General features: G+C 62.6%; 20 protein-coding genes and 1 tRNA gene. 11 read left to right on the top strand and 10 right to left on the bottom strand.

Annotated features, from left to right (window positions below):
* Positions 1 to 5 precede the first annotated feature (5 nt).
* The gene (locus AC07O2_RS24760; RefSeq protein ID WP_495234802.1) at positions 6 to 1,061 is read right to left on the bottom strand and encodes a CDP-6-deoxy-delta-3,4-glucoseen reductase; all 1,056 of its coding nucleotides are present in this window, start codon (positions 1,059 to 1,061) and stop codon (positions 6 to 8) included.
* A gap of 42 nt (positions 1,062 to 1,103) precedes the next feature.
* On the opposite strand from AC07O2_RS24760, the gene AC07O2_RS24755 reads away from it, so the two are divergent.
* Entirely contained in the window at positions 1,104 to 2,027 is a 924-nt protein-coding gene (locus tag AC07O2_RS24755; RefSeq protein WP_495234801.1) for an NAD-dependent epimerase/dehydratase family protein, read from the top strand.
* Between the two features lie 41 nt (positions 2,028 to 2,068).
* Here the strand turns inward: AC07O2_RS24755 and AC07O2_RS24750 are convergent, their stop codons facing one another.
* Positions 2,069 to 2,992 (bottom strand): LysR family transcriptional regulator, encoded by a 924-nt coding sequence (locus tag AC07O2_RS24750; RefSeq protein WP_495234800.1) that lies wholly within the window; start codon positions 2,990 to 2,992, stop codon positions 2,069 to 2,071.
* A gap of 102 nt (positions 2,993 to 3,094) precedes the next feature.
* Between AC07O2_RS24750 and AC07O2_RS24745 the strand changes: the two genes are divergently transcribed.
* Positions 3,095 to 4,276 carry an MFS transporter gene (locus tag AC07O2_RS24745; protein ID WP_495234799.1) on the top strand — a complete coding sequence of 394 codons (1,182 nt, stop codon included), beginning with the start codon at positions 3,095 to 3,097 and terminating at the stop codon, positions 4,274 to 4,276.
* Positions 4,277 to 4,362: 86 nt separating this feature from the next.
* Here the strand turns inward: AC07O2_RS24745 and AC07O2_RS24740 are convergent, their stop codons facing one another.
* The 5 genes from AC07O2_RS24740 to AC07O2_RS24720 form a co-directional block, all read right to left on the bottom strand.
* Positions 4,363 to 5,394: a cytochrome d ubiquinol oxidase subunit II gene (locus AC07O2_RS24740; RefSeq protein WP_495234798.1), complete on the bottom strand. Its 1,032-nt coding sequence runs from the start codon at positions 5,392 to 5,394 to the stop codon at positions 4,363 to 4,365.
* Positions 5,387 to 6,748, bottom strand: a complete 1,362-nt coding sequence (locus AC07O2_RS24735) for a cytochrome ubiquinol oxidase subunit I (protein ID WP_495234797.1) — start codon at positions 6,746 to 6,748, stop codon at positions 5,387 to 5,389. Before AC07O2_RS24735 ends, AC07O2_RS24740 begins: the two co-directional genes overlap by 8 nt.
* Positions 6,745 to 7,326 carry a GbsR/MarR family transcriptional regulator gene (locus tag AC07O2_RS24730; RefSeq protein ID WP_495098867.1) on the bottom strand — a complete coding sequence of 194 codons (582 nt, stop codon included), beginning with the start codon at positions 7,324 to 7,326 and terminating at the stop codon, positions 6,745 to 6,747. Before AC07O2_RS24730 ends, AC07O2_RS24735 begins: the two co-directional genes overlap by 4 nt.
* 482 nt (positions 7,327 to 7,808) lie before the next feature.
* Positions 7,809 to 7,946 carry a hypothetical protein gene (locus AC07O2_RS24725; RefSeq protein WP_495234796.1) on the bottom strand — a complete coding sequence of 46 codons (138 nt, stop codon included), beginning with the start codon at positions 7,944 to 7,946 and terminating at the stop codon, positions 7,809 to 7,811.
* Positions 7,943 to 8,095: a hypothetical protein gene (locus AC07O2_RS24720; protein ID WP_495098869.1), complete on the bottom strand. Its 153-nt coding sequence runs from the start codon at positions 8,093 to 8,095 to the stop codon at positions 7,943 to 7,945. The genes AC07O2_RS24725 and AC07O2_RS24720 overlap by 4 nt, the downstream gene beginning before the upstream one ends.
* A 327-nt stretch (positions 8,096 to 8,422) precedes the next feature.
* Here AC07O2_RS24720 and AC07O2_RS24715 point away from each other — a divergent pair, with 327 nt between their 5' ends.
* The gene (locus AC07O2_RS24715; RefSeq protein ID WP_495234795.1) at positions 8,423 to 8,575 is read left to right on the top strand and encodes a hypothetical protein; all 153 of its coding nucleotides are present in this window, start codon (positions 8,423 to 8,425) and stop codon (positions 8,573 to 8,575) included.
* Between the two features lie 112 nt (positions 8,576 to 8,687).
* Here AC07O2_RS24715 and AC07O2_RS24710 read toward each other — a convergent pair.
* Positions 8,688 to 8,772, bottom strand: a tRNA-Leu gene (locus tag AC07O2_RS24710).
* A 41-nt stretch (positions 8,773 to 8,813) separates the two neighbouring features.
* Here AC07O2_RS24710 and cysM point away from each other — a divergent pair.
* The 3 genes from cysM (at position 8,814) to AC07O2_RS24695 (ending at position 10,621) form a co-directional block, all read left to right on the top strand.
* On the top strand, positions 8,814 to 9,716 hold the full coding sequence (gene cysM / locus AC07O2_RS24705) for a cysteine synthase CysM (protein WP_495234794.1): 903 nt from the start codon (positions 8,814 to 8,816) through the stop codon (positions 9,714 to 9,716).
* 97 nt (positions 9,717 to 9,813) lie between these two features.
* A complete protein-coding gene (locus tag AC07O2_RS24700; RefSeq protein WP_495106735.1) occupies positions 9,814 to 10,335 on the top strand; it encodes an NUDIX domain-containing protein in 522 nt (173 codons plus the stop codon).
* Positions 10,336 to 10,393: 58 nt separating this feature from the next.
* Positions 10,394 to 10,621 carry a sulfurtransferase TusA family protein gene (locus tag AC07O2_RS24695; protein ID WP_495234793.1) on the top strand — a complete coding sequence of 76 codons (228 nt, stop codon included), beginning with the start codon at positions 10,394 to 10,396 and terminating at the stop codon, positions 10,619 to 10,621.
* 54 nt (positions 10,622 to 10,675) lie between these two features.
* Here the strand turns inward: AC07O2_RS24695 and AC07O2_RS24690 are convergent, their stop codons facing one another.
* Both AC07O2_RS24690 and AC07O2_RS24685 read right to left on the bottom strand, forming a co-directional pair.
* On the bottom strand, positions 10,676 to 11,869 hold the full coding sequence (locus AC07O2_RS24690) for a glycerophosphodiester phosphodiesterase (RefSeq protein ID WP_495234792.1): 1,194 nt from the start codon (positions 11,867 to 11,869) through the stop codon (positions 10,676 to 10,678).
* A gap of 114 nt (positions 11,870 to 11,983) precedes the next feature.
* Positions 11,984 to 14,851: a valine--tRNA ligase gene (locus tag AC07O2_RS24685; protein WP_495234791.1), complete on the bottom strand. Its 2,868-nt coding sequence runs from the start codon at positions 14,849 to 14,851 to the stop codon at positions 11,984 to 11,986.
* 193 nt (positions 14,852 to 15,044) lie between these two features.
* Between AC07O2_RS24685 and AC07O2_RS24680 the strand changes: the two genes are divergently transcribed.
* The 5 genes from AC07O2_RS24680 to queF all read left to right on the top strand — a co-directional run bounded on the left by AC07O2_RS24680 (position 15,045) and on the right by queF (position 19,688).
* Positions 15,045 to 15,821 carry an SDR family NAD(P)-dependent oxidoreductase gene (locus AC07O2_RS24680; RefSeq protein ID WP_495234790.1) on the top strand — a complete coding sequence of 259 codons (777 nt, stop codon included), beginning with the start codon at positions 15,045 to 15,047 and terminating at the stop codon, positions 15,819 to 15,821.
* An 81-nt stretch (positions 15,822 to 15,902) separates the two neighbouring features.
* On the top strand, positions 15,903 to 16,883 hold the full coding sequence (locus tag AC07O2_RS24675) for a sensor domain-containing diguanylate cyclase (RefSeq protein WP_495234789.1): 981 nt from the start codon (positions 15,903 to 15,905) through the stop codon (positions 16,881 to 16,883).
* A gap of 93 nt (positions 16,884 to 16,976) precedes the next feature.
* On the top strand, positions 16,977 to 17,759 hold the full coding sequence (gene yaaA / locus AC07O2_RS24670; RefSeq protein ID WP_495234788.1) for a peroxide stress protein YaaA: 783 nt from the start codon (positions 16,977 to 16,979) through the stop codon (positions 17,757 to 17,759).
* Positions 17,752 to 18,618, top strand: a complete 867-nt coding sequence (locus AC07O2_RS24665) for a 2OG-Fe(II) oxygenase (RefSeq protein ID WP_495234787.1) — start codon at positions 17,752 to 17,754, stop codon at positions 18,616 to 18,618. The genes yaaA and AC07O2_RS24665 overlap by 8 nt, the downstream gene beginning before the upstream one ends.
* Positions 18,619 to 18,839: 221 nt before the next feature.
* Positions 18,840 to 19,688, top strand: a complete 849-nt coding sequence (queF, locus tag AC07O2_RS24660) for an NADPH-dependent 7-cyano-7-deazaguanine reductase QueF (RefSeq protein WP_495098878.1) — start codon at positions 18,840 to 18,842, stop codon at positions 19,686 to 19,688.
* Positions 19,689 to 19,985 lie beyond the last annotated feature (297 nt).

Below are 19,985 nucleotides of genomic sequence, written 5' to 3'. Positions count from 1 at the left end.
TGCTCTTATGCAGCCTTGGCTTTATCGGCTTCGCTGGTGAATGAGTCGGCAAAAAATGCGTCACTCGGCAGGCCGGCTTTGGCGATGTAGTCGGCCTGGGCCGATTCCACCACGATGGGCGCACCGCAGGCATAGACCTCGTGGCCGGACAAATCCGGCAGGTCTTGCAGGACGGCCTGGTGCACGAAGCCGGTGCGGCCGGTCCAGTTGTCTTCTGGCAGGGCGTTGGAGACCACCGGCACGTAGGTCAGGTTTGGCATACTCGCCAACTGAGCCTGCAGCCAGTCGTTCAGGTATAGATCGCGAGGACGGCGGCCACCCCAGTACAGCGTGGCCGGGCGGGTGATGCCTTTATGTTGCATGTGTTCGAGGATGGCCTTGATGGGGGCAAAGCCGGTGCCCGAGGCCAGCAGCACGATGGGCTTTTCGGAGTCTTCACGCAGGTAGAAGCTGCCGTAGGGGCCTTCAATGCGCTGGATTTCTTTTTCTTTCATGGCGCCGAACACATGGTCGGTGAACTTGCCGCCGGGCATGTGCCGGATGTGCAGCTCCACCGCCGGGCCGGTGTGCGGTGCATTCGCCATGCTGTAAGACCGGCGGGCGCCGTCGCGCAGGATGAATTCGATGTACTGGCCGGGGTGGTAGCGCAGGGTGTCGTTGGCCGGCAGCTGCAGCTTGATGACCATCACGTCGGCCGAGACTTTCTCCAGCGTGGTCACGCGCGACGGCATCTTCTTGATCGGAAAGGCGCTCTCGTCGGTCACCTGGCGCGATTCCAGCACCACATCGGTCAGTGGCATGGCGCAGCAGGTCAGCACCAGGCCGGCTGCTTCTTCCTCGTCGCTCAAGGCCTTGCTCTGGTGCGGGCCGTGGAACACCATGCCTTCGAGCTTTTTGCATTTGCAGGAGCCGCAGGCGCCGTCCTTGCAGCCATAGGGCAGGCCAATGCCTTGGCGTATGCCGGCCGCCAGGATGGATTCGTCGGCCGTGGCGGCAAAACTGCGGCCGCTGGGCTGTACGGTGATGCTGAAGGCTTGCGGAGTGGGGACGGGATGGGTCATGGGTTCGTTATGCTCGGTCAGTTCTATCTCTAGCCACCGATTTTGCCCTCAAACCAATTTCCTCTTGGCGCGCTGCCTGCGCGCTTCCGCCGCGAGCGTGTGCTGATCGTCGGCTGCGGCGATGTCGGCCTGCGTGCTGCGGCCTGCTTGCCGCGCTCTGTGCGCCTGCTGGCGTTGACTTCCAGCCCCGAGCGTGTGCCGGCCTTGCGGGCCCTGGGTATTACCGCGCTGTGCGGCAATCTAGACGCGCGCGCATCGCTGTACCGGCTGGCCGGCCTGGCCACCCGCGTGCTGCATCTGGCACCGCCCCCCGGTGAAGGCCGGGACGATCCGCGCACCCGCAATCTGCTGCGCGTGCTGCAGCTGCGTGGCGCACCCCGTGCGCTGGTGTACGGCTCGACCAGTGGCGTGTATGGCGACTGCCATGGCGAACTGGTGCGGGAGACCCGCGCCTTGGCCGCCACCACACCCCGGGCCCAGCGCCGGGTCGACGCCGAAGCGGCGGTACGCTTGCTGGGCCGGCGTGCCGGCCGGGTGCGCAGCAGCATTCTGCGCATTCCCGGCATCTATGCGCCCGACCGCGAGGGGGGCACACCCGAGACGCGCTTGCGCAAAGGTACGCCGGTGCTGGACGCGGCAGACGATGTGTACACCAACCATATCCATGCGAATGACCTGGCCCGCGCCTGCATCCAGGCCCTGTGGCGAGGCCGCCCGCAGCGCATCTACAACGTGAACGACGACACGGACATGCGCATGGGCGACTACTTTGACCTCGCCGCTGACCTGTACGGCCTGCCGCGCCCGCCCCGCGTGCCGCGTAGCGCTGCGCAAGGGCAGTTGTCGTTGATGTTGCTGAGTTTCATGTCCGAGTCGCGGCGCCTGGACAACACGCGCATGAAGACCGAGCTGCGGCTGCGGCTGCACTACCCTACGGTAGAAACTGGTCTGCTATCGAATAAATAGCTGCTTGCGCAGGTAATGTCTGCGTTAGAGGCTGATTTTTCTTAAGTTTTCTGGCGGCGGCCGCGTGTGGTCGCAGGCTGCTTTTGCAAGCTGGGAATCAGGGTGGCCAGCAGCGGGTTGTTGCGCGTGGTGCTCCACGCCATCGCGGTGGTGACCACGTTCAGGTTTTCTTTCAGCGGGAGTACCACCACATTCTCGGGCGCCAGTTTTTTCAAGGAGGTCGGCACCAGCGCGATGCCCTGGCCACAGCCGACGAAGGCAATTTGCGACGCGGCGGAGCGCACCTCGTGCAGCACGCGCGGTGAGAAGCCGCTGGCCTGGCAGGACGCCACCAGGCCGTCGAAAGATACCGGGCTGATCTGGCGCGCAAACATTACGAATTCTTCCTGTGCCAGCGATGCCAGCGCCACCCTCGACTGCAATGCCAGCGGGTGCGAGCGGGGCAAGGCGACCGCCAGCCGGTCCTGCGCCAGCGGGGTGGCGGTGATGCCGTCGCCCAGCGCGCCCTCCAGCCGTGCGAATGCCAGGTCGATATCGCCGCTTTTCAGCAGGGGAATGGCCTCAAAGCTGTCGATCTCCCGCACCGATACCGTTAGCAGGGGGTGTTCGGCCTTCAGCCGCTCCAGCAGAGGCGGCAGCACGTCCAGCAGCGCAGAGCTGATGGCGCCTATGGTGAGCAGCCCGGTTTGCCCGGCAATAGCCTCCTGCACGGCCAGCTCCAGCCGTTGCAGCTGCTCTGCAAACTTGCGTACCGCTGGCAGGATGGCCGCCCCCACCGGCGTGAGCTGCGCCCCCTTGCGGGAGCGTTCGAACAGCTGCAGCTTCAGTGCTTGCTCCAGCACCTGAATTTGCTCGGTGAGCGGCGGCTGCGACATGCCCAGCCGTTTGGCGGCGCGACTGAAGTTCTCCTCTTCGGCCACTGCCAGGAATAGCCACAGATGGCGGATAAGCCGGAAGTTGATCATGTGGTATCCATAGGTTTATCGTATTGATGGGTTCCTGGATTCGGAATTTACAGATAGTGGCTGAAAAGCGAAAGTAGCAGCTTGACCACTGCAGCCGATTCCATGACCGAAGCCCATCGCCCCCCAATCACCAGCATTGCCTTACTGGGCCTGGTGCAGATACTGGTATGGGGCGGCTCGTTCTTTCTGATGGCGGTGCTGGCCAGTCCGGTGATTGCCGAGACCGGCTGGGCACGCCAATGGGTCTATGGCGCGCTGTCGCTGGGCATCCTGGTGTCCGGTCTGCTGGCGCCCTGCAGCGGGCGGCTGATCCTGCGCTACGGCGGCCGCGTCCTGTTGTGCAGCAGCGGCATCATCACCGCGGCGGGCCTGCTGGTGCTGGCTATGGCGGGCAGTCTGCCGGTGTTTTTGCTGGGCTGGGCCATTCTGGGCGTGGGCATGGCGGCCGGGCTGTACGACGCCTTGTTTGCCACGCTGGGTCACGTGTATGGGCCGAACGCCCGTTCCGCCATCACCGGCGTCACGCTGATCTCGGGTTTTGCCACGACGGTGGTGTGGCCGGCGGTGGCCATGCTGATTGCCTACTGTGGTTGGCGCCAGGCCTGCTGCGTCTACGCCGTGTTGCTGTTGCTACTGGTGTGGCCTATGTACGCAAAGGCTTTGCCTGCGCCCGGGCTGGCCAGCGCGGGTTCTGGCGTGCAGGCAAGCGGTAGCGGGCAGGTGGATGCCAGGCTGTATGCCTTGCTGGCCGCGATCTTTACCCTGGCCGCCGTGGTCATGACGGCCATGTCAGTGCACCTGATCGCCTTGCTGGAGGGGCGTGGCTATTCGCTGGCGGGGGCTGTCAGCATGGGCGCGCTGCTGGGCCCCAGCCAGGTGGGATCGCGCGTGGTGGACATGCTGGCGCGTAAAAGGCACCCTGTGTGGACTACGTGTATCTCGGTGTCGCTGGTGCTGGCAGGGCTGTTGCTGATTGCGCTGCTGCCCGACGCGGCGGCGCTGGGCGTCATGCTGTACGGCGCGGGCAATGGCTTGCGTGCGATTGTGCGTGGCACGCTGCCGCTGTCTCTGGTGGCTGCCGCCGACTACCCGGTGCTGATGGGGCGCATGGCCAGGCCGGCACTGTTGGGGCAGGCGGCCACGCCGCTGGTGGGCGGCTATCTGATCGATGCTTGGGGAGCGGGGGCTGCATGGCTGCTGCTGTGCGGGCTGGCGGTACTGAACCTGCTGCTGGTTCTGCTGCTGGCCAGGCGCTTGCCGCGGTGGACAGCGCTTCCGGCCTGAGCGCATGCCATGGGTTTTGCTATTGAATAAATAGCTGCTGGCGCAGGCACTATCTGCGCCAGAGGCCTATTTTCTGTAAATATTGATCAGTACTTCAGCGCGGTGGATTTGCCCCAGAACACCCGGTAGGCAAATACCGTGTAGCCAATGATCACCGGCAGCACCACGGCCACGCCGTAGAAGATCACCATCAGTGCTTCGGGAGCACTGGCTGCGTCCCAGATGGTGATCTTGTCGATCACTAGCCAGGGGAAGATGCTGTAGCCCAGGCCGTAAAACGCCAGCAGGAAGATGCCCACCGTGGCGCCGAAGGGCACGCCTATGCCGTATTCGTTGCCTTGCTCTAACCGTATCGGTAATCGGCCCAGGCTGCGCCAGATGGTGCCGAACAGCACCAGCGTGCCTATCGGTATCGGCAACAGCAAGATGAGGTTCGGGAAGCTGAACCATTTCACAAAGATGCTATGGCTGACCATGGGCGTGGCGACGGAGATGGCCAGCACGCCCAGTCCGGTCAGCCACAGGCTGCGGCGCGCCCAGGCTACCGCCATCAGCTGTAGTGCGCCCTCGGTCTTGATGATCAGCCAGCCCGCGCCCAGCAGCGCATAGGCAGCCAGCAGGCACAGCCCGATCAGGCTGCTGAACAGAATGCCCGCCAGGTCGTGCCGGAAGCCGGTAATCATCGAGCCCAGCATGAAGCCCTGGGCCCAGCCTGCCAGCAGCGAGCCGATGTGAAAGGCCATGTTCCACAGCCGCTTGTGGTCGTCCTTGGCCTTGACGCGGAAGTCGAAGGCCACGCCACGCAGCATCAGCCCCATCAGCATCAAGGCCACGGGCAGGTAGAGCGCGCCCAGGATCACGCCATGCGCCATCGGGAACCCGACCAGCAGCACGCCCACGCCCAGCACCAGCCAGGTTTCGTTGGCGTCCCAGAACGGGCCTATGCTGGCAATCATCGCGTCTTGCTGCGCGTTGTCGGGCTTGCGCATCAGAATGCCCACGCCCAGGTCGTAGCCGTCCAGAATCACGTAGGCCAGCATGGCCAATGCCATCACCAGTGCGAAGACGATGGGCAGCCAGACTTGCGGTTGGCCCAGGTTGTTGATCAGATCAGGCATACTGGGTCTCCCGGCGGCGGTCTATGGTAGGGAAGATGGGTTTGGCCAATGCACTGGCTTTGCGGGCCATATAGAACACCACGGACACATAGGCGGTGATCAGCACCGCGTACAGCAGCAGGTACATCAGCAGCGTGGCCGCAATCGCCGTGGGCGGCACGCTGGACGCGGCTTCGGCGGTGGTCACCACGCCATACACCAACCAGGGCTGGCGACCGATTTCCGTCACATACCAGCCCGCAATCAGACCCACCCAGCCGATGAAAGTCATGGCCGCCAGCAGACGCGCCAGCCAGGGCTCTGGTGCACCTTGGCGGCGTAACTGCCACACGCCGACCCAGCTCGCTGCCAGCATCAGCAGCCCCACGCCGACCATGATGCGGAAGGCGAAGAACACCGGCGCCACGGGCGGGTGCTTGTCGCCAAAAGCGTCTATGCCCTGGACCTCGCCATCCCAGCTGTGCGTGAGGTACAGAGATGCCAACTTAGGAATCGCCACTTCAAACCTGTTGCTTTGCGTGGCCGCGTCGGGCAGGCCGAACAGCACGGCAGAGGCGCCGCGTTCGGTCTTCCAGATGCCTTCCATTGCGGCGATCTTGGCCGGCTGGTGCTCCAGCGTGTTCACTCCGTGCATGTCGCCGACCACGATCTGCACCGGGATCAGCAGGGCGGCTACCGTCAGTCCGGTGCGCAGGCTGGCCATCACTTCGGGCCCGCGGTCATTCTTCAGCCAGCGGAAGGCGCTGATGCCGGCCAGCAGAAACGCCACCGTCAGGCCCGATGCCAGCAGCATGTGGGCCAACCGGTAGGGGAAGGAGGGGTTGAAGATCACCTCTAGCCAGCTGGTCACATGGGCCTGGCCGTCGATCATCACAAAGCCGGCGGGCGTGTGCATCCACGAGTTCAGCGCCAATATCCAGAAGGCCGACAGCGTGGTGCCGGCGGCCACCAAGAACGTGGCTATGGTGTGCAGGCGCTCGCTCACCCGGTGCCGGCCAAACAGCATGATGCCCAGCATGGTGGCCTCCAGGAAAAAGGCGGTCAGTACTTCGTAGGCCAGCAGCGGCCCGGCGATATTGCCAACTTTCATCATGAAGCCCGGCCAGTTGGTGCCGAACTGGAAGCTCATGGTGATGCCGCTGACCACGCCGAGCGCAAAGGTCAGCGCGAATATCTTCACCCAGAACTGGTAGGCATCCATCCAGTGTTCGGCCCGCGTGGCGGTGTAGCGGGTCTTGAAATAAAACAACACCCAGCCCATGGCGATGCTGATGGTGGGGAACAGAATGTGGAACGTCATATTGGCCGCAAACTGGATGCGGGCCAGTGCGACCGGGTCCATTGCGTCCATCATGCATCTCCCTTGTTTGCAGCGGCCTTGCTGGGCTTGAGGGCCTGCTTCACCCGGTCCTTCACCTGCAGCAGCTTTTTCATCTGCGTACCCATCTTCATCATGCTGGCCAGCGAGGCCGAATCCATGCTCTGCACCTCGTCCAGCCAGGAGGTGCCCAGCTCGATCAGGTCGTGCATTTCCTTCATGCGCGATTGGGCGTGGATGTCTTCGGCCAGGGCCGGGCGCTCCATCAGCGCGTCGCGCAGCATGGACAAGGTGGGATCGATCTCGCGCTTGCGCCGCTCGGCGGCCAGGGTGCGGAAGATGGCCCATACGTCTTCGGGCGTTTCGAAGTATTCGCGCCGGTCGTTCGGCAAATGGTGCAGCCGCACCAGGTTCCACGACGATAGTTCTTTCAGCCCCATGCTGACGTTGGAGCGCGAGAAACCCAGGCCTTCGGCGATCTCGTCGGCGTTCAGCGGCTTGGCGGAGACAAATAGCAGGGCGTAGATTTGCCCCACAGTACGGTTGATGCCCCAGCGGCTGCCCATTTCGCCAAAGTGCAAAACAAAACGCTGGGTGAGAGGGGCGAGGTTCATGTTTCAAGTTCCTGAATTTTCAGTATTTTCTGAAAATTCAGGAATTCAGGCAAACTGCAGCCACAAAGACCTTCAGCAGCCAGGGTCCACTCGTTGGGTATAAGTCGCGTGCTGGCTGTCCGCTTGACTGTGTTGTTGTGCGCGCAACACAGGTGTAAAAAGAATGGGGGCCGTCGATTTCAGGCCCTACACTGGTTGCGCAAGACGCTATCGATACCGCAGCAACTGAACCTTAGCAAGGAGCATTGGATGCCGAGAAGCCAGCCGAGCAAAACCACCCCGCGCCGTGTCCCGAGGCTGTGCCTGGAACAGCGCCTGTTCCAGCGCCAATTGCAGTGCAGCCCGCAGCAGGCCGTCCAGCACTTCAAACTCACAGCCCCTAGTAGCGCCACCGTGCATTGAGCCGCCGCGTTGGCGTGGATTCCTGCCACGCAGACGTGAAAAAGCCCGCATGTAGCGGGCTTGATCCAAGCTGTGCAGGGCTATCCGGCGTGCAGCATCTGGTATACGAAGATGGCTGTGCCGCTGATGAACGTGATGGCCACGGCGCCCAAGGCGACGATGGCTAGCACCAGCTTCAGTTTTTTCCAGTTATTGGATTTGTGTGGGGCGAAGGTCAAAGTAGATGAAGGGCCGCGTCGAGCACCTTGTAAACCGCCATACCCAGGGCGCCCAGGATCAGCAGTGTGTGAACAAATGCAGCACCATTCATTGGTTCAGCTGGAACCTCTTTGGCTGCAGTGGATTGGGGATGGTTTGGTGTGTTCATGCCTCAAATTTAAATCGCATCCCGCGTCATGTGAATGACAGTTGAATTTCCAAAATGCAATTTGCGGAACTATTCGACAGTTTTGCGCTATGTGCTATGCATGTTACTGCCATACACCCTGGCTTCCGTCAGGGCAGGAAAGTCTCGCCTGGCAAAGCGAGACGGTCCATTGCAATATTTGCCGTTCGGATGGGGCGACCTGAATGCACTCTCTGGCTAGTAGCCGCATCAAATATTGATTTATGTGCGTTTGTCACGCGACGAGCTGCAGGCCCCGCTCTACATTGGTGGCGTTGATTTCTTCAACCCACAAATGGAGCAATTTGTATGGTTCAACAAGATGTAGACGAGCACTACGAGGGTTTGAGCTTTCTGGGCCTGGCAATCGGAAGCGTAACCAGTGTGGCTTTGGCTGGCACCTTCATTGCCATGTTCGCATACCAACTCATGCGAGGCATTGGCCGCGTTTTCTTTGGCTGAATACTTTGCGGTGCTTGGGTTTTTTGTAAAAGCTTTGCAGAAATGAAAAAGCCCCGTCCTACAGGGAAGGGGCTTAGCATTAGATCTTTAAGATCCACTACAAGCTAACACATGGTGCCCGGGGCCGGAATCGAACCGGCACGCCTTGCGGCGGGGGATTTTGAGTCCCCTGCGTCTACCAATTTCACCACCCGGGCATGTGCAGAAGCAAGACCAATATTATGGCACAGTGTGGGGCATGAAATACCAAACAATTGAAGACGTCATCGGAAAAACTCCGCTTGTGGCTTTGCAGCGCATTGGTGCTGCGGACAATTTGGCGCGTGGCAACGTAGTTTTGGGCAAGCTGGAGGGCAACAACCCCGCAGGCTCGGTGAAGGACCGGCCGGCCTTGTCCATGATCCAGCGGGCGCAGGAGCGCGGCGAAATCAAGCCGGGCGATAGCCTGATCGAGGCCACCTCGGGCAACACCGGTATCGCATTGGCGATGGCGGCGGCGGTCAAGGGCTACCGCATGGTGTTGATCATGCCGGAGGACTTGTCCATCGAGCGGGCCCAGACGATGAAGGCTTTTGGTGCCGAGCTGATCCTGACGCCCAAGAGCGGCGGCATGGAATACGCCCGCGACCTGGCCGACCAGATGCAGCGCGAAGGCAAGGGTAAGGTGCTGGACCAATTTGCCAATGCAGACAACCCCCGCGCCCATTATGAAAATACCGGTCCTGAAATCTGGGCTGATACCCAGGGCAAGATCACGCACTTCGTAAGCGCCATGGGCACCACTGGCACCATCACCGGCGTGTCGCGCTTTTTGAAAGAGAAGAATCCGGCCGTCAAGATCATCGGCGCCCAGCCCAGCGAGGGCTCGCGCATTCCCGGCATCCGCAAATGGCCGCAGGAATACCTGCCCAAGATTTACGACCCCAGCCATGTGGACGAGTTGGTCTATGTGGGCCAGGACGATGCCGAAGAAATGTGCCGCCGCCTAGCGCGCGAGGAAGGTATTTTTGCCGGTATCTCGGCAGCGGGCGCCTGCTGGGTGGCGCAGCAGATTGCACAGCGCGAAGAGAATGCGACCATTGTTTTTGTTGTCTGCGACCGCGGTGATCGCTACCTTTCAACCGGTGTATTTCCGGCTTGATGGGGCTGGGCTGGATTTATGAGGAATAGGCCGCTGGCGCTGATTTCACCTGCGCTGGCTGCTATGTTTTCTGTAGCTTTGAAGGATGCCCGAAGCCATGGCCGCTGAGTTCAAATTCTGCCCGCAGTGCGCTACTGCGCTGGCCTGGATCAGCCAGGAAGAAGACGGCGGCCCCAAGCAGCGCCTGCGTTGCCCGGCCTGCGACTTCACGCACTGGAACAACCCCACACCGGTGTTGGCTGCCATTGTCGAATACGGCGGGCAGATCCTGCTGGCACGCAACGCCGCCTGGACCTCTGATATCTACGCGTTGATCACCGGCTTCATGGAGGCCGGTGAAACGCCCGAAGAGGGCATTGCCCGCGAAATTCTGGAAGAGACCAACCTCACGGCCTCTGCGCTGGAGCTGATCGGCGTGTATGACTTTCAGCGCATGAACCAGCTGCTGATCGTCTACCACGCGGTCGCGCATGGCGAAGTGCGTTTGTCGCCCGAGTTGGTCGACTACCGGCTGTACAACTTTGAAGACGTGAAGTGCTGGCCTGCGGGTACCGGCTACGGGCTGGCCGAGTTCCTGAAGCGCCGGGGCTACGAGCCGCAGTTTCGCGAGCTGGGCTGATGCCGTGCGCGGGCATCTTCCGCACTAAAATCACGCACCACCCAAGGACCACCGCCCCATGCAGACAGACAAAGAAATCGACACGCGCGGCCTGAACTGCCCGCTGCCCATCCTCAAGGCCAAGAAAGCGCTGACCGATATGCAAAGCGGCCAGTTGCTCAAGGTGGTGTCTACCGATGCGGGTTCGGTGCGCGACTTCCAGGCTTTCTCCAAACAGACTGGCAACGAACTGATGGAGCAGACCACGGAAGGGACTGACTTCATCCACGTGCTACGCCGGCGCTAATGCTTGGCACGCGCCGTGCCCCGCAATAGGGGCAGCGGCGCGGCGATTCCTGTTTTACTTCAGCAGCGCCTTGCGTGCTGCCAGCGCCGTGTCGGTGAAGTCGGTGAACACGCCGTCCACACCGGTCTTGTAGATAGCGGTGTATTCGTTTGCGCCATCTTTCGCATAGTCGATGGCCAGGCGGCGTGACTCGTTGCGGAATGTGAAGGGGTGCACGAACAGGCCGGCCTTGTGGGCATCTGTCACCAGGCTGGTGGGCGCCATGGAGGTGGCGTCGGCGTCGTTGATCTTGCCATCGCCATTCACGTCCACAGGCTTGCCATCGGCGCCGATGGTGCCTTTGATGCTGATGATGTAGCGCTTCCACGGGCCGATGCCGTCGGCATAGGTTTTGATCTCGGCCAGGCCTGCGGGGGTGACCATGGCGTCGAAGTTGCGTTTGTCACCCATCAGCGTCCAGTCATAAGGGCGGTCGCTGGGCAGTTTGAAGGTGACTTTGCCTGTGGCCAGATCGATGTTGTCACCGTCGACCAGCTGGACCATCTTGGTTTGCAGGCCTTTGCTCTTCATGTACTTCAGGCTGCCAGGCTCAAACGACTGGATGAAGATGGGCGCCGATTTGCTGTTCCAGCCGGCCTTGACGATGTGTTCGACAAACATGTCTTCCATCGGCAGGCCGAGCGACGCGAAGTAGCTGGGGTTCTTGGTTTCCGGGTAGATGGCAATCGTGCGGCCGGTGGCCTGCGACTGGGCCTTGGCCAGGTCGATCACTTCCTGGAAGGTGATGACCTTGAACTGGCCATTAAATTGCTGTGGCCGCTCTGCATCGGTGGAGATGGCGCCCAGGGTCTTGATTTCGGCCAGCGTGAAGTCGTCGCTGAACCAGCCGGTCTGGGTTTCGCCATCGACCTGGATGGTCTTCTTGCGCGAGGCGAATTCGGGGTGTTTGGCGACATCGGTGCTGATGGCCAGGTTCGGGTCGTGGCGGGCGATCAGTTGGCGGTCTTTGGTGACGATGATGTCCATCTCGATCACGTCGGCGCCCAGTTCGATGGCGCGGATATAGGCTTCACGGGTTTCTTCGGGCAGGTAGCCGGATGCGCCGCGGTGCGCAATCACCAGTGGTTGTTGGCCGTTGAGGGTAGACACGGCGCCCATGGTTTGGCCAGGCATGCTGCTGCAAGCGCTCAAGCCTGCCGCGACCAACAGGGCCGAGGTGGTACGCAGGGGAAAGGAAATCGGGGACATGCACTACTCCTAGGTTAAGTAGCGGCCGATGCTATGGCGGATATGTGACAGTTGTGTTGAAAAAGAGCCCCAGCGCCGCGTGTGCGGCCTGGGGCTTCATCGGAGTTGGGTTGCTTAACCCAGGCGGGCCAATTGCTCTTTCAGGCGTTCCAAGGTGGCGCCGAAGTCGGTGATGCGGCCGCGCTCCAGCGCGATCACGGCCGGCGGCGCCTTGGCCACAAAGGCTTCGTTGCTCAGCTTGTTATGGGCCTTGGCGATTTCGCCTTCCAAGCGCGCGGCTTCCTTGCCCAGGCGGGCTTTTTCGGCGGTCACGTCGATCTCCATGTGCAGGCACAGGCGGGCATCACCGGCCACTACCGTGGGTGCGGCCTGCGCGGCGGCTTGCCAGGCGGCTTCGTCGTCGAACAGCTTGACTTCGCTGAGCTTGGCCAGCGACTGCAGCACCGGCGCCACCTCTTGCATGAAGGCGGCGTCGCCCACGCAGTACAACGGCATGCGGGTGGCGGGTGACACATTCATCTCGCCGCGCAGATTGCGGCAGGCATCCACCAGGCCCTTGAGCTTGGTCACATGGGCGATGGCAGCCGGGTCGATCTTGGCCGGCTGGCATTGCGGGTAGGGCGCAATGCTCACCGAGTCGCCGGGAATGCCGGCCACTGGTGCGACCTTTTGCCACAGCTCTTCGGTGATGAACGGGGTGATGGGGTGGGCCAGGCGTAGGATGGCTTCCAGCGTGCGGATCAGGGTGCGGCGGGTGGCGCGTTTTTGGGCGTCGCTGCCGATGTTGATCTGCACCTTGGCGATTTCCAGGTACCAGTCGCAGAACTCGTTCCAGGTGAAGTCGTAGATGGCGTTGGCCACGTTGTCCAGGCGGTAGTCGGCAAAGCCCTTGGCGACTTCGGCCTCGGCTTGCTGCAGCTTGGAGCTGATCCAGCGGTCGGCCTGGCTGAAGTCCAGGTAGCCGCCGGGGCCGCATTCCTCGGGGGTGTGGTCGCGTACGCCGCAGTCCTGGCCTTCGCACTGCATCAGCACGAAGCGGGTGGCGTTCCACAGCTTGTTGCAGAAGTTGCGGTAGCCCTCGCAGCGCTTGCTGTCGAAGTTGATGCTGCGGCCCAGGCTGGCCAGGGATGCGAAGGTGAAGCGCAAGGCGTCGGCGCCAAAGGCGGGGATGCCCTCGGGGAATTCCTTCTCGGTGTTCTTGCGCACCGCAGGCGCGGTCTCGGGCTTGCGCAGGCCGGTGGTGCGCTTGTCCAGCAAGGGTGCCAGGGCGATGCCGTCGATCAAATCCACCGGGTCCAGCACATTGCCTTCGGACTTGCTCATCTTCTTGCCCTGCGCGTCGCGCACCAGGCCGTGGATGTAGACATGCTTGAACGGCACCTGGCCGGTGAAGTGCGTGGTCATCATGATCATCCGGGCGACCCAGAAGAAGATGATGTCGTAGCCGGTGACCAGCACGCTGGAGGGCAGGTACAGGTCGTAGTCCTGCGTCTTCTCGGGCCAGCCCATGGTGCTGAACGGCACCAGCGCCGACGAGTACCAGGTGTCGAGCACGTCTTCGTCACGCTTGAGCGTTTTGCCCGGCGCCTGGGCTTGGGCCTCGGCTTCGTTGCGCGCCACATAGACCTTGCCGTCTTCGTCGTACCAGGCCGGGATCTGGTGGCCCCACCAGAGCTGGCGGCTGATGCACCAGTCCTGGATGTTGTTCATCCACTGGTTGTAGGTATTCACCCAGTTCTCGGGCACGAACTGCACCTGGCCGCTGCTCACAGCCTCGATGGCTTTTTGCGCGATGCTCTTGCCGGTTGGGTCCTGGTCGCTGACCTTGGTCATGGCAACGAACCACTGGTCGGTCAGCATGGGCTCGATGACCTGGCCGGTACGGGCGCAGCGCGGTACCTGCAGCTTGTGCTTTTTGGTCTCGACCAGCAGGCCGAGCTCGGTCAGGTCGGCGACAACCTTCTTGCGTGCCACGAAGCGGTCCAGGCCCTGGTAGGCCGCGGGGGCGTTTTCGTTGATCTTGGCGTCCAGGGTCAGCACGCAGATCATCGGCAGCTTGTGGCGCTGGCCGACGGCGTAGTCGTTCTGGTCGTGGGCGGGCGTGACCTTCACCACGCCGGTGCCGAAGGCCTTGTCCACGTAGTCGTCGGCAATCACCGGGATCTCGCGGTCGCACAGCGGCAGCTTGACCATCTTGCCGATCAGGTGGGTGTAGCGTTCGTCTTCAGGGTGGACCATCACGGCCACGTCGCCGAGCATGGTTTCGGGGCGGGTGGTGGCCACGGTCAGCGAACCGGATCCATCGGCCAGCGGGTACTGGATGTGCCAGAGGAAGCCGTCTTCTTCTTCGCTCTCCACTTCCAGGTCGGACACCGCGCTTTGCAGGATCGGGTCCCAGTTCACCAGGCGTTTGCCGCGGTAGATCAGGCCTTGCTGGTACAGCTGCACAAAGGTTTCGGTCACCGTCTTGGACAGCTTCGGGTCCATGGTGAAGTACTCGCGGCTCCAGTCCACGCTGTCGCCCATGCGGCGCATCTGGCCGGTGATGATGTTGCCGGACTTCTCTTTCCACTCCCACACCTTGGCGGTGAAGGCTTCGCGGCCCAGGTCGTGGCGGCTGATTTTTTGTTCCTGCAGCTGGCGCTCGACCACGATCTGGGTGGCGATGCCCGCGTGGTCGGTACCCGGAATCCAGGCGGTGTTATGGCCGGCCATGCGGTGGTAGCGGGTCAGGCTGTCCATGATGGTCTGGTTGAAGGCGTGGCCCATGTGCAGGGTGCCCGTCACATTCGGTGGCGGCAGCTGGATGGCGAACGACTCCGCGCCCGCTTGCGCCTGGCCCGTGCCCCGGTGGCCGGCCACGCCATAGCCGCGCCGTTCCCATTCCGGGCCCCAGTGCGCTTCCAGCGCGGCAGGTTCGAAGGATTTGGACAGGGATTGCAAGCCGGGCTGGGCGGGAGCAGTGGAAGCGGTGTCGGTCATGGTCTAACAGGTTCTTTCAGGGAGGGCGCGATTTTACCGGGCGGGTACAGAGATATGGATTTGCTACGTTTTTGGTAGCTGCTAGCGCAGGTCTTATCTGCGCGAGAGCCCTGTTTTTCATATAAATACCCGGGGCCTGCGGGGGCTTAGGCGCTGGGTTAGGCTGGCAGCCACTTTTCAACGGAGCAGATCCATGGACCTCGGTTTGGGCGGTAAAAACGTATTGATCACTGGCGGCAGCAAGGGCATAGGCCTGGCCTGCGCCCAGTTGTTTCTGGCCGAGGGCGCGCGGGTGGCGCTGGTCTCGCGCTCGCAGGCGAACCTGGATGCGGCCCGTGCCGCACTCGGCGATGTCTATACCGTGGCTGCCGATTTGACGGATGCCGCCGCCGCTGCGGCCATGGTGGCCGAGGTGGAGGTGCAGTTCGGCCCCATCGACATCCTGGTCAACAGCGCCGGCGCCGCGCGCCGCACCCATGCCGACGACCTGACGCCGGCCGCCTGGCGCGCCGCCATGGATGCCAAGTACTTCAGCTACATTCATGTGATCGACCCGGTGGTCAAGCTGATGGCGGCGCGCGGGCAGGGTGCCATCGTCAACATCATCGGCAACGGCGGCAAACTGGCCTCGGCCGTGCACCTAGCCGGCGGGGCGGCCAATGCGGCGCTGATGCTGGCCACCGCGGGTCTGGCCCATGCCTATGCGGGCCGGGGTGTGCGTGTGGTGGGCTTGAACCCGGGCTTGACGAATACCGAGCGCGTGGCCGAAGGCATGCTGGCCGAGGCCAAGCACGCGGGCATCAGCCCTGAAGAAGCGCGGCAGCGTGCCATCCAGAAGCTGGCCCAGGGCCGGCTGGCCGAGCCGGAGGAGATCGCCAATATCGTGCTGTTCGCCGCCTCCGAGCGCGGCCGCTACCTGACGGGTGCCAACATCACTGTGGACGGGGCTTCGGCGCCTACGGTGGTGTAGCTCTTCGCCATGCAAATAGGGCTGGCCTGACACCGAACTCTGTCTCTAGAATGGGCTCACCTTCTTTTTCAAGGAGAGTCCATGATCAAGCCTGGCCTTGCGCCCGACGAGCCTTTCCGCCTCGGCACGCTGCGCTCGCTCAACCTGCTGGACACCCCGCCCGAGGAACGCTTTGACCGGCTGACCCGCATGGCCAAACGCATGTTTGGCGTGCCCATGGCACTGGTCAGCCTGGTGGATGAGAACCGCCAGTGGTTCAAATCGGCCCAGGGCATGGCGCTTACCGAGACCCCGCGCGATATCTCCTTTTGCGGCCATGCCATCCTGAGCGATCGGCCGGTCCTGCTGGTGCCCGATGCGCTGCAGGACGAGCGTTTTTTTGACAATCCGCTGGTGGTGAACCCGCCGCACGTGCGCTTCTACGCTGGCTGGCCCCTGAAGGCGGTCAACGGCAGCAAACTGGGGACGCTCTGCCTGCTGGATACGCAGCCGCGCAAGCTCAGCCCTGAAGATCTGCAGCTGATGGGCGACCTGGCCGCCATCGTGGAGCAGGAGATATCCACCTACCAGATGGCCACGGTGGACGAGCTGACGCGGCTGCAGAACCGGCGCGGTTTTCTGGCGCTGGCCGAGCACGCGCTGGCACTGGCTACGCGCAAGTCCATTGCATGTTGCCTGGTGTTCTTTGACCTGGACAAGTTCAAGGCCATCAATGACAACTTTGGCCATGCCGAGGGCGACAAGGCTCTGCAGGCCTTTGCCGATCAGATGCGGCGCAGTTTTCGCAGTGCCGACATCCTGGCCCGCCTGGGCGGCGACGAGTTCGTGGTCCTGTTGTTCGATTGCCCGCATGCTCTGGCGCAGACCATTGTGGAGCGCTTGCTGGCCGCCTTGGACCGGCGCAACCAGTTCTCCCACAGCGGCTATGCAATTGCGTGCAGCCACGGCATTGTGCGGGTGTCTCCGGAGGTGCGCGAGTCGGTGGAGGCTCTGCTGTCGCGTGCGGATGCGCTGATGTACGAAAACAAGCGCAGTAAAAAGACCTTGGCTACGGTCGCGTAGGGCGGTTCCAAGAACCTGTTCAAGGCCTATTCGGAGCGGCAACCGGGTCGTGGGTGGCAGCACCCGATAATCCCGGCCAAAGGATGTTTGCCCATGTTGTTTTTGTTGTCGCCCGCAAAGGCCCTTGATTTTGAAACGCCCGCCACGGGAAAGCCGCATACCCAACCCCTGTTCACCCAACAGTCCACCGAGCTGATTGCGCTGCTGCGGGCCTACTCGCCCCAGCAGATTTCCGAGCTGATGCACCTCAGCGATGCGTTGGCCGGGCTGAACGTGGCCCGCTACCAGGCCTGGAGCCCCCAATTCACTGCCAAGAACTCCAAGCAGGCCGTACTGGCCTTCAACGGCGATGTGTACGGTGGGCTGGACGCGGCTACGCTGACACCCGAGGCTCTGGCCTGGGCCCAAGACCATGTCTGCATACTCAGCGGCCTGTACGGCGTGCTGCGCCCGCTGGACTGGATGCAGCCCTACCGGCTGGAGATGGGCACCCGCCTGCCCAATCCGCAGGGCGCCACTCTGTACAAGTTCTGGGGCGCGCAGATATCCGACTACCTGAACCAGCGCCTGCAGGCCGATGCCACGCCGGTGGTGGTGAATCTGGCCTCGCAAGAGTATTTCAAGGCGGTGGACCGCAAGACCTTGAAGGCGCGGGTGGTGGAATGCGTATTTGAAGAGCACAAGAACGGCCAGTACAAGATCATCAGCTTCATGGCCAAGCGCGCCCGCGGGCTGATGGCGCGCTACGCCACCCTGCACCACCTCAGCCTGCCGCAGCAGTTGCAGGGCTTTAACCTGGAAGGCTATGCTTATGTGCCCCAGGTGTCCGAGCCCGACCGCCTGGTTTTCCGTCGCCAAGGAGCCCCCCATGCCTAAGTCCCACGCCAACGCCGCGCAGCAGACCATCACCCCGGCACTGCGGCAATGGATCATTGCCCAGGCCGAGGCCGGTTTCACGCCCGATGTGGTGCTGAAGGCCATGCGGGATTCGGGCTGGAGCGAAGAGGTGGCCGTGGAGGCGATGGAGAGCACGCTTACCGCCCATTTGCAGGCGCGTAAACAGAGCTTGCCGCCGGCGGTGGCCGTTCCTGGGCCTGACCTGTCGCAGGCCCCCTTGCAACTGGATGTGGGCGACCGCCAGGTCCGCGTGCTGTCCGTGATGCAGAACCCGCGCGTGGTGGTGTTTGGCAACCTGCTCAGCGAAGAGGAATGCGACGCCCTGGTCGAGGCCGCCCGGCCGCGCCTGAGCCGCTCGCTGACAGTGGCCACCCGGACCGGCGGCGAAGAAGTGCACGTGGACCGCACGAGCGACGGCATGTTCTTCAGCCGGGGTGAAAGTCCGCTGGTCCAGTGCATTGAAGAGCGCATTGCCCGCCTGCTGCAGTGGCCCCTGGAAAACGGTGAAGGCCTGCAGGTGCTGCACTACCAGCCCGGCGCGCAGTACAAGCCGCATTACGACTACTTCGACCCACAGGAGCCGGGTACGCCCACCATCGTCAAGCGCGGCGGCCAGCGCGTAGGCACCTTGATCATCTACCTGCGCGAGCCCGAACAGGGCGGTGCCACCATCTTCCCCGATGTGCAGCTGGAGGTGGCACCGCAGCGCGGCAACGCCGTGTTCTTCAGCTACGACCGCCCGCACCCGGCCACCAAGACCCTGCACGGCGGCGCACCCGTGCTGGCGGGCGAAAAGTGGATCGCCACCAAGTGGCTGCGGGAACGAGAGTTTAATTAGACACCCCCAGGCTCCACGCTGCGCGTTTCCGCCAACCCCTCCTTCGGCAAGCTCAGGACAGGCCTTGCAGGGGGTGAACCCGACGGCCCGCCAGAGCCGGTTCCACGGGTTCCTTGGAGGAATGCAGGGCGCGCCTATGCCGTGGTGTCACGAATCACAAGGAAAATAAGCAGTTGGCGCAGATATCTTCTGCGCAGGCTGCTACTAAAGGTATAGCAATCATGAACACTCCAGAACAATCCCAACTGGGCAAGTCCTCGGCCTATATCGACCAGTACGACGCGTCGTTGCTGTTCCCGATTCCGCGTGCCGTCAAGCGCGCCGAGATCGGGCTGGCCGACAAAGCCGCGCCTTTCTTTGGTGCCGACCTGTGGACTGCCTTCGAGCTCAGCTGGCTGAACCTGCGCGGCAAGCCACAGGTGGCGCTGGCGCACATCACCGTGCCTTGCGAGACGCCCAACATCATCGAGAGCAAGTCCTTCAAGCTTTACCTGAACAGCTTCAACAACACCCGCTTTGCCGATGCCGCCATGGTGCAGGCGCGCATCCGCACCGATATCAGCGAAGCCGCCTGGCGCGGCAGCGATACGCCCTCAACGGTGGGCGTGCGCATTCTGCTGCCCGAGCTGTTCGACCAGGAGCCCGTGCACGAGCTGGACGGCCTGAGCCTGGACCGGCTGGACATGGACTTTGACAATTACAGCCCCGCCCCCGAGCTGCTGAGCGCCGCGCTGGACGAGGCCCCGGTGTCCGAGGTGTTGACCAGCAATCTGCTGAAAAGCAACTGCCTGGTTACCGGCCAGCCCGACTGGGGTAGCGTGCAGATCAGCTACAGCGGTCCGCAGATCGACCAGGCCGGCCTGCTGAAATACCTGGTCAGCTTCCGCAACCACAACGAATTCCACGAGCAGTGCGTGGAGCGCATCTTCATGGAGCTGTGGACGCGCTGCAAGCCGATCAAGCTCAGCGTCTACGCACGCTACACGCGTCGCGGCGGTCTCGATATCAACCCCTACCGCACCAGCCACCCGGGAACGTTGCCGGGGAATATCCGCACCGCGCGGCAGTAGTCAGGCAACGCGACTGTCGTAGTGCTGCACGGGGATGGACGCCAGGTTCAGGCCCTCCAGGCAGCGGAGGTTGACGGGGGCCATGCGCTGGCCGTGGGGACTCCGTTCTGGAGGCTGCCGTTGTTAGTGCTTCGCTTTAGCTCTGATACGAAAGGTTGAAGGGGCTGCTTCAGGCTGGTTGCGGCCGTTGGCAGGTGTTAGGCGAATAGGTACTATCGGCCAACAGCTGTCGTTCGCGAACGTCTCCTACCGGGCTATCCTCTGTGAAGCCCGCCGCAAGATCGCGCGCTAGCGTAG

The organism is Rhodoferax sp. GW821-FHT10B06, from assembly GCF_059415605.1.
The sequence above is the reverse complement of the archived record's forward strand: the minus strand, read 5'-3'. Positions and strand labels throughout refer to the sequence as shown.

Bases quoted from the DNA above. Each gene is read 5' to 3' on its own strand.
- AC07O2_RS24760 (WP_495234802.1), bottom strand. From the start codon at position 1,061: ATGACCCATCCCGTCCCCACTCCGCAAGCCTTCAGCATCACCGTACAG.
- AC07O2_RS24750 (WP_495234800.1), bottom strand. From the start codon at position 2,992: ATGATCAACTTCCGGCTTATCCGCCATCTGTGGCTATTCCTGGCAGTG.
- AC07O2_RS24745 (WP_495234799.1), top strand. From the start codon at position 3,095: ATGACCGAAGCCCATCGCCCCCCAATCACCAGCATTGCCTTACTGGGC.
- AC07O2_RS24740 (WP_495234798.1), bottom strand. From the start codon at position 5,394: ATGCCTGATCTGATCAACAACCTGGGCCAACCGCAAGTCTGGCTGCCC.
- AC07O2_RS24735 (WP_495234797.1), bottom strand. From the start codon at position 6,748: ATGATGGACGCAATGGACCCGGTCGCACTGGCCCGCATCCAGTTTGCG.
- AC07O2_RS24730 (WP_495098867.1), bottom strand. From the start codon at position 7,326: ATGAACCTCGCCCCTCTCACCCAGCGTTTTGTTTTGCACTTTGGCGAA.
- AC07O2_RS24720 (WP_495098869.1), bottom strand. From the start codon at position 8,095: ATGAACACACCAAACCATCCCCAATCCACTGCAGCCAAAGAGGTTCCA.
- AC07O2_RS24715 (WP_495234795.1), top strand. From the start codon at position 8,423: ATGGTTCAACAAGATGTAGACGAGCACTACGAGGGTTTGAGCTTTCTG.
- cysM (WP_495234794.1), top strand. From the start codon at position 8,814: ATGAAATACCAAACAATTGAAGACGTCATCGGAAAAACTCCGCTTGTG.
- AC07O2_RS24700 (WP_495106735.1), top strand. From the start codon at position 9,814: ATGGCCGCTGAGTTCAAATTCTGCCCGCAGTGCGCTACTGCGCTGGCC.
- AC07O2_RS24695 (WP_495234793.1), top strand. From the start codon at position 10,394: ATGCAGACAGACAAAGAAATCGACACGCGCGGCCTGAACTGCCCGCTG.
- AC07O2_RS24690 (WP_495234792.1), bottom strand. From the start codon at position 11,869: ATGTCCCCGATTTCCTTTCCCCTGCGTACCACCTCGGCCCTGTTGGTC.
- AC07O2_RS24685 (WP_495234791.1), bottom strand. From the start codon at position 14,851: ATGACCGACACCGCTTCCACTGCTCCCGCCCAGCCCGGCTTGCAATCC.
- AC07O2_RS24680 (WP_495234790.1), top strand. From the start codon at position 15,045: ATGGACCTCGGTTTGGGCGGTAAAAACGTATTGATCACTGGCGGCAGC.
- AC07O2_RS24675 (WP_495234789.1), top strand. From the start codon at position 15,903: ATGATCAAGCCTGGCCTTGCGCCCGACGAGCCTTTCCGCCTCGGCACG.
- yaaA (WP_495234788.1), top strand. From the start codon at position 16,977: ATGTTGTTTTTGTTGTCGCCCGCAAAGGCCCTTGATTTTGAAACGCCC.
- AC07O2_RS24665 (WP_495234787.1), top strand. From the start codon at position 17,752: ATGCCTAAGTCCCACGCCAACGCCGCGCAGCAGACCATCACCCCGGCA.
- queF (WP_495098878.1), top strand. From the start codon at position 18,840: ATGAACACTCCAGAACAATCCCAACTGGGCAAGTCCTCGGCCTATATC.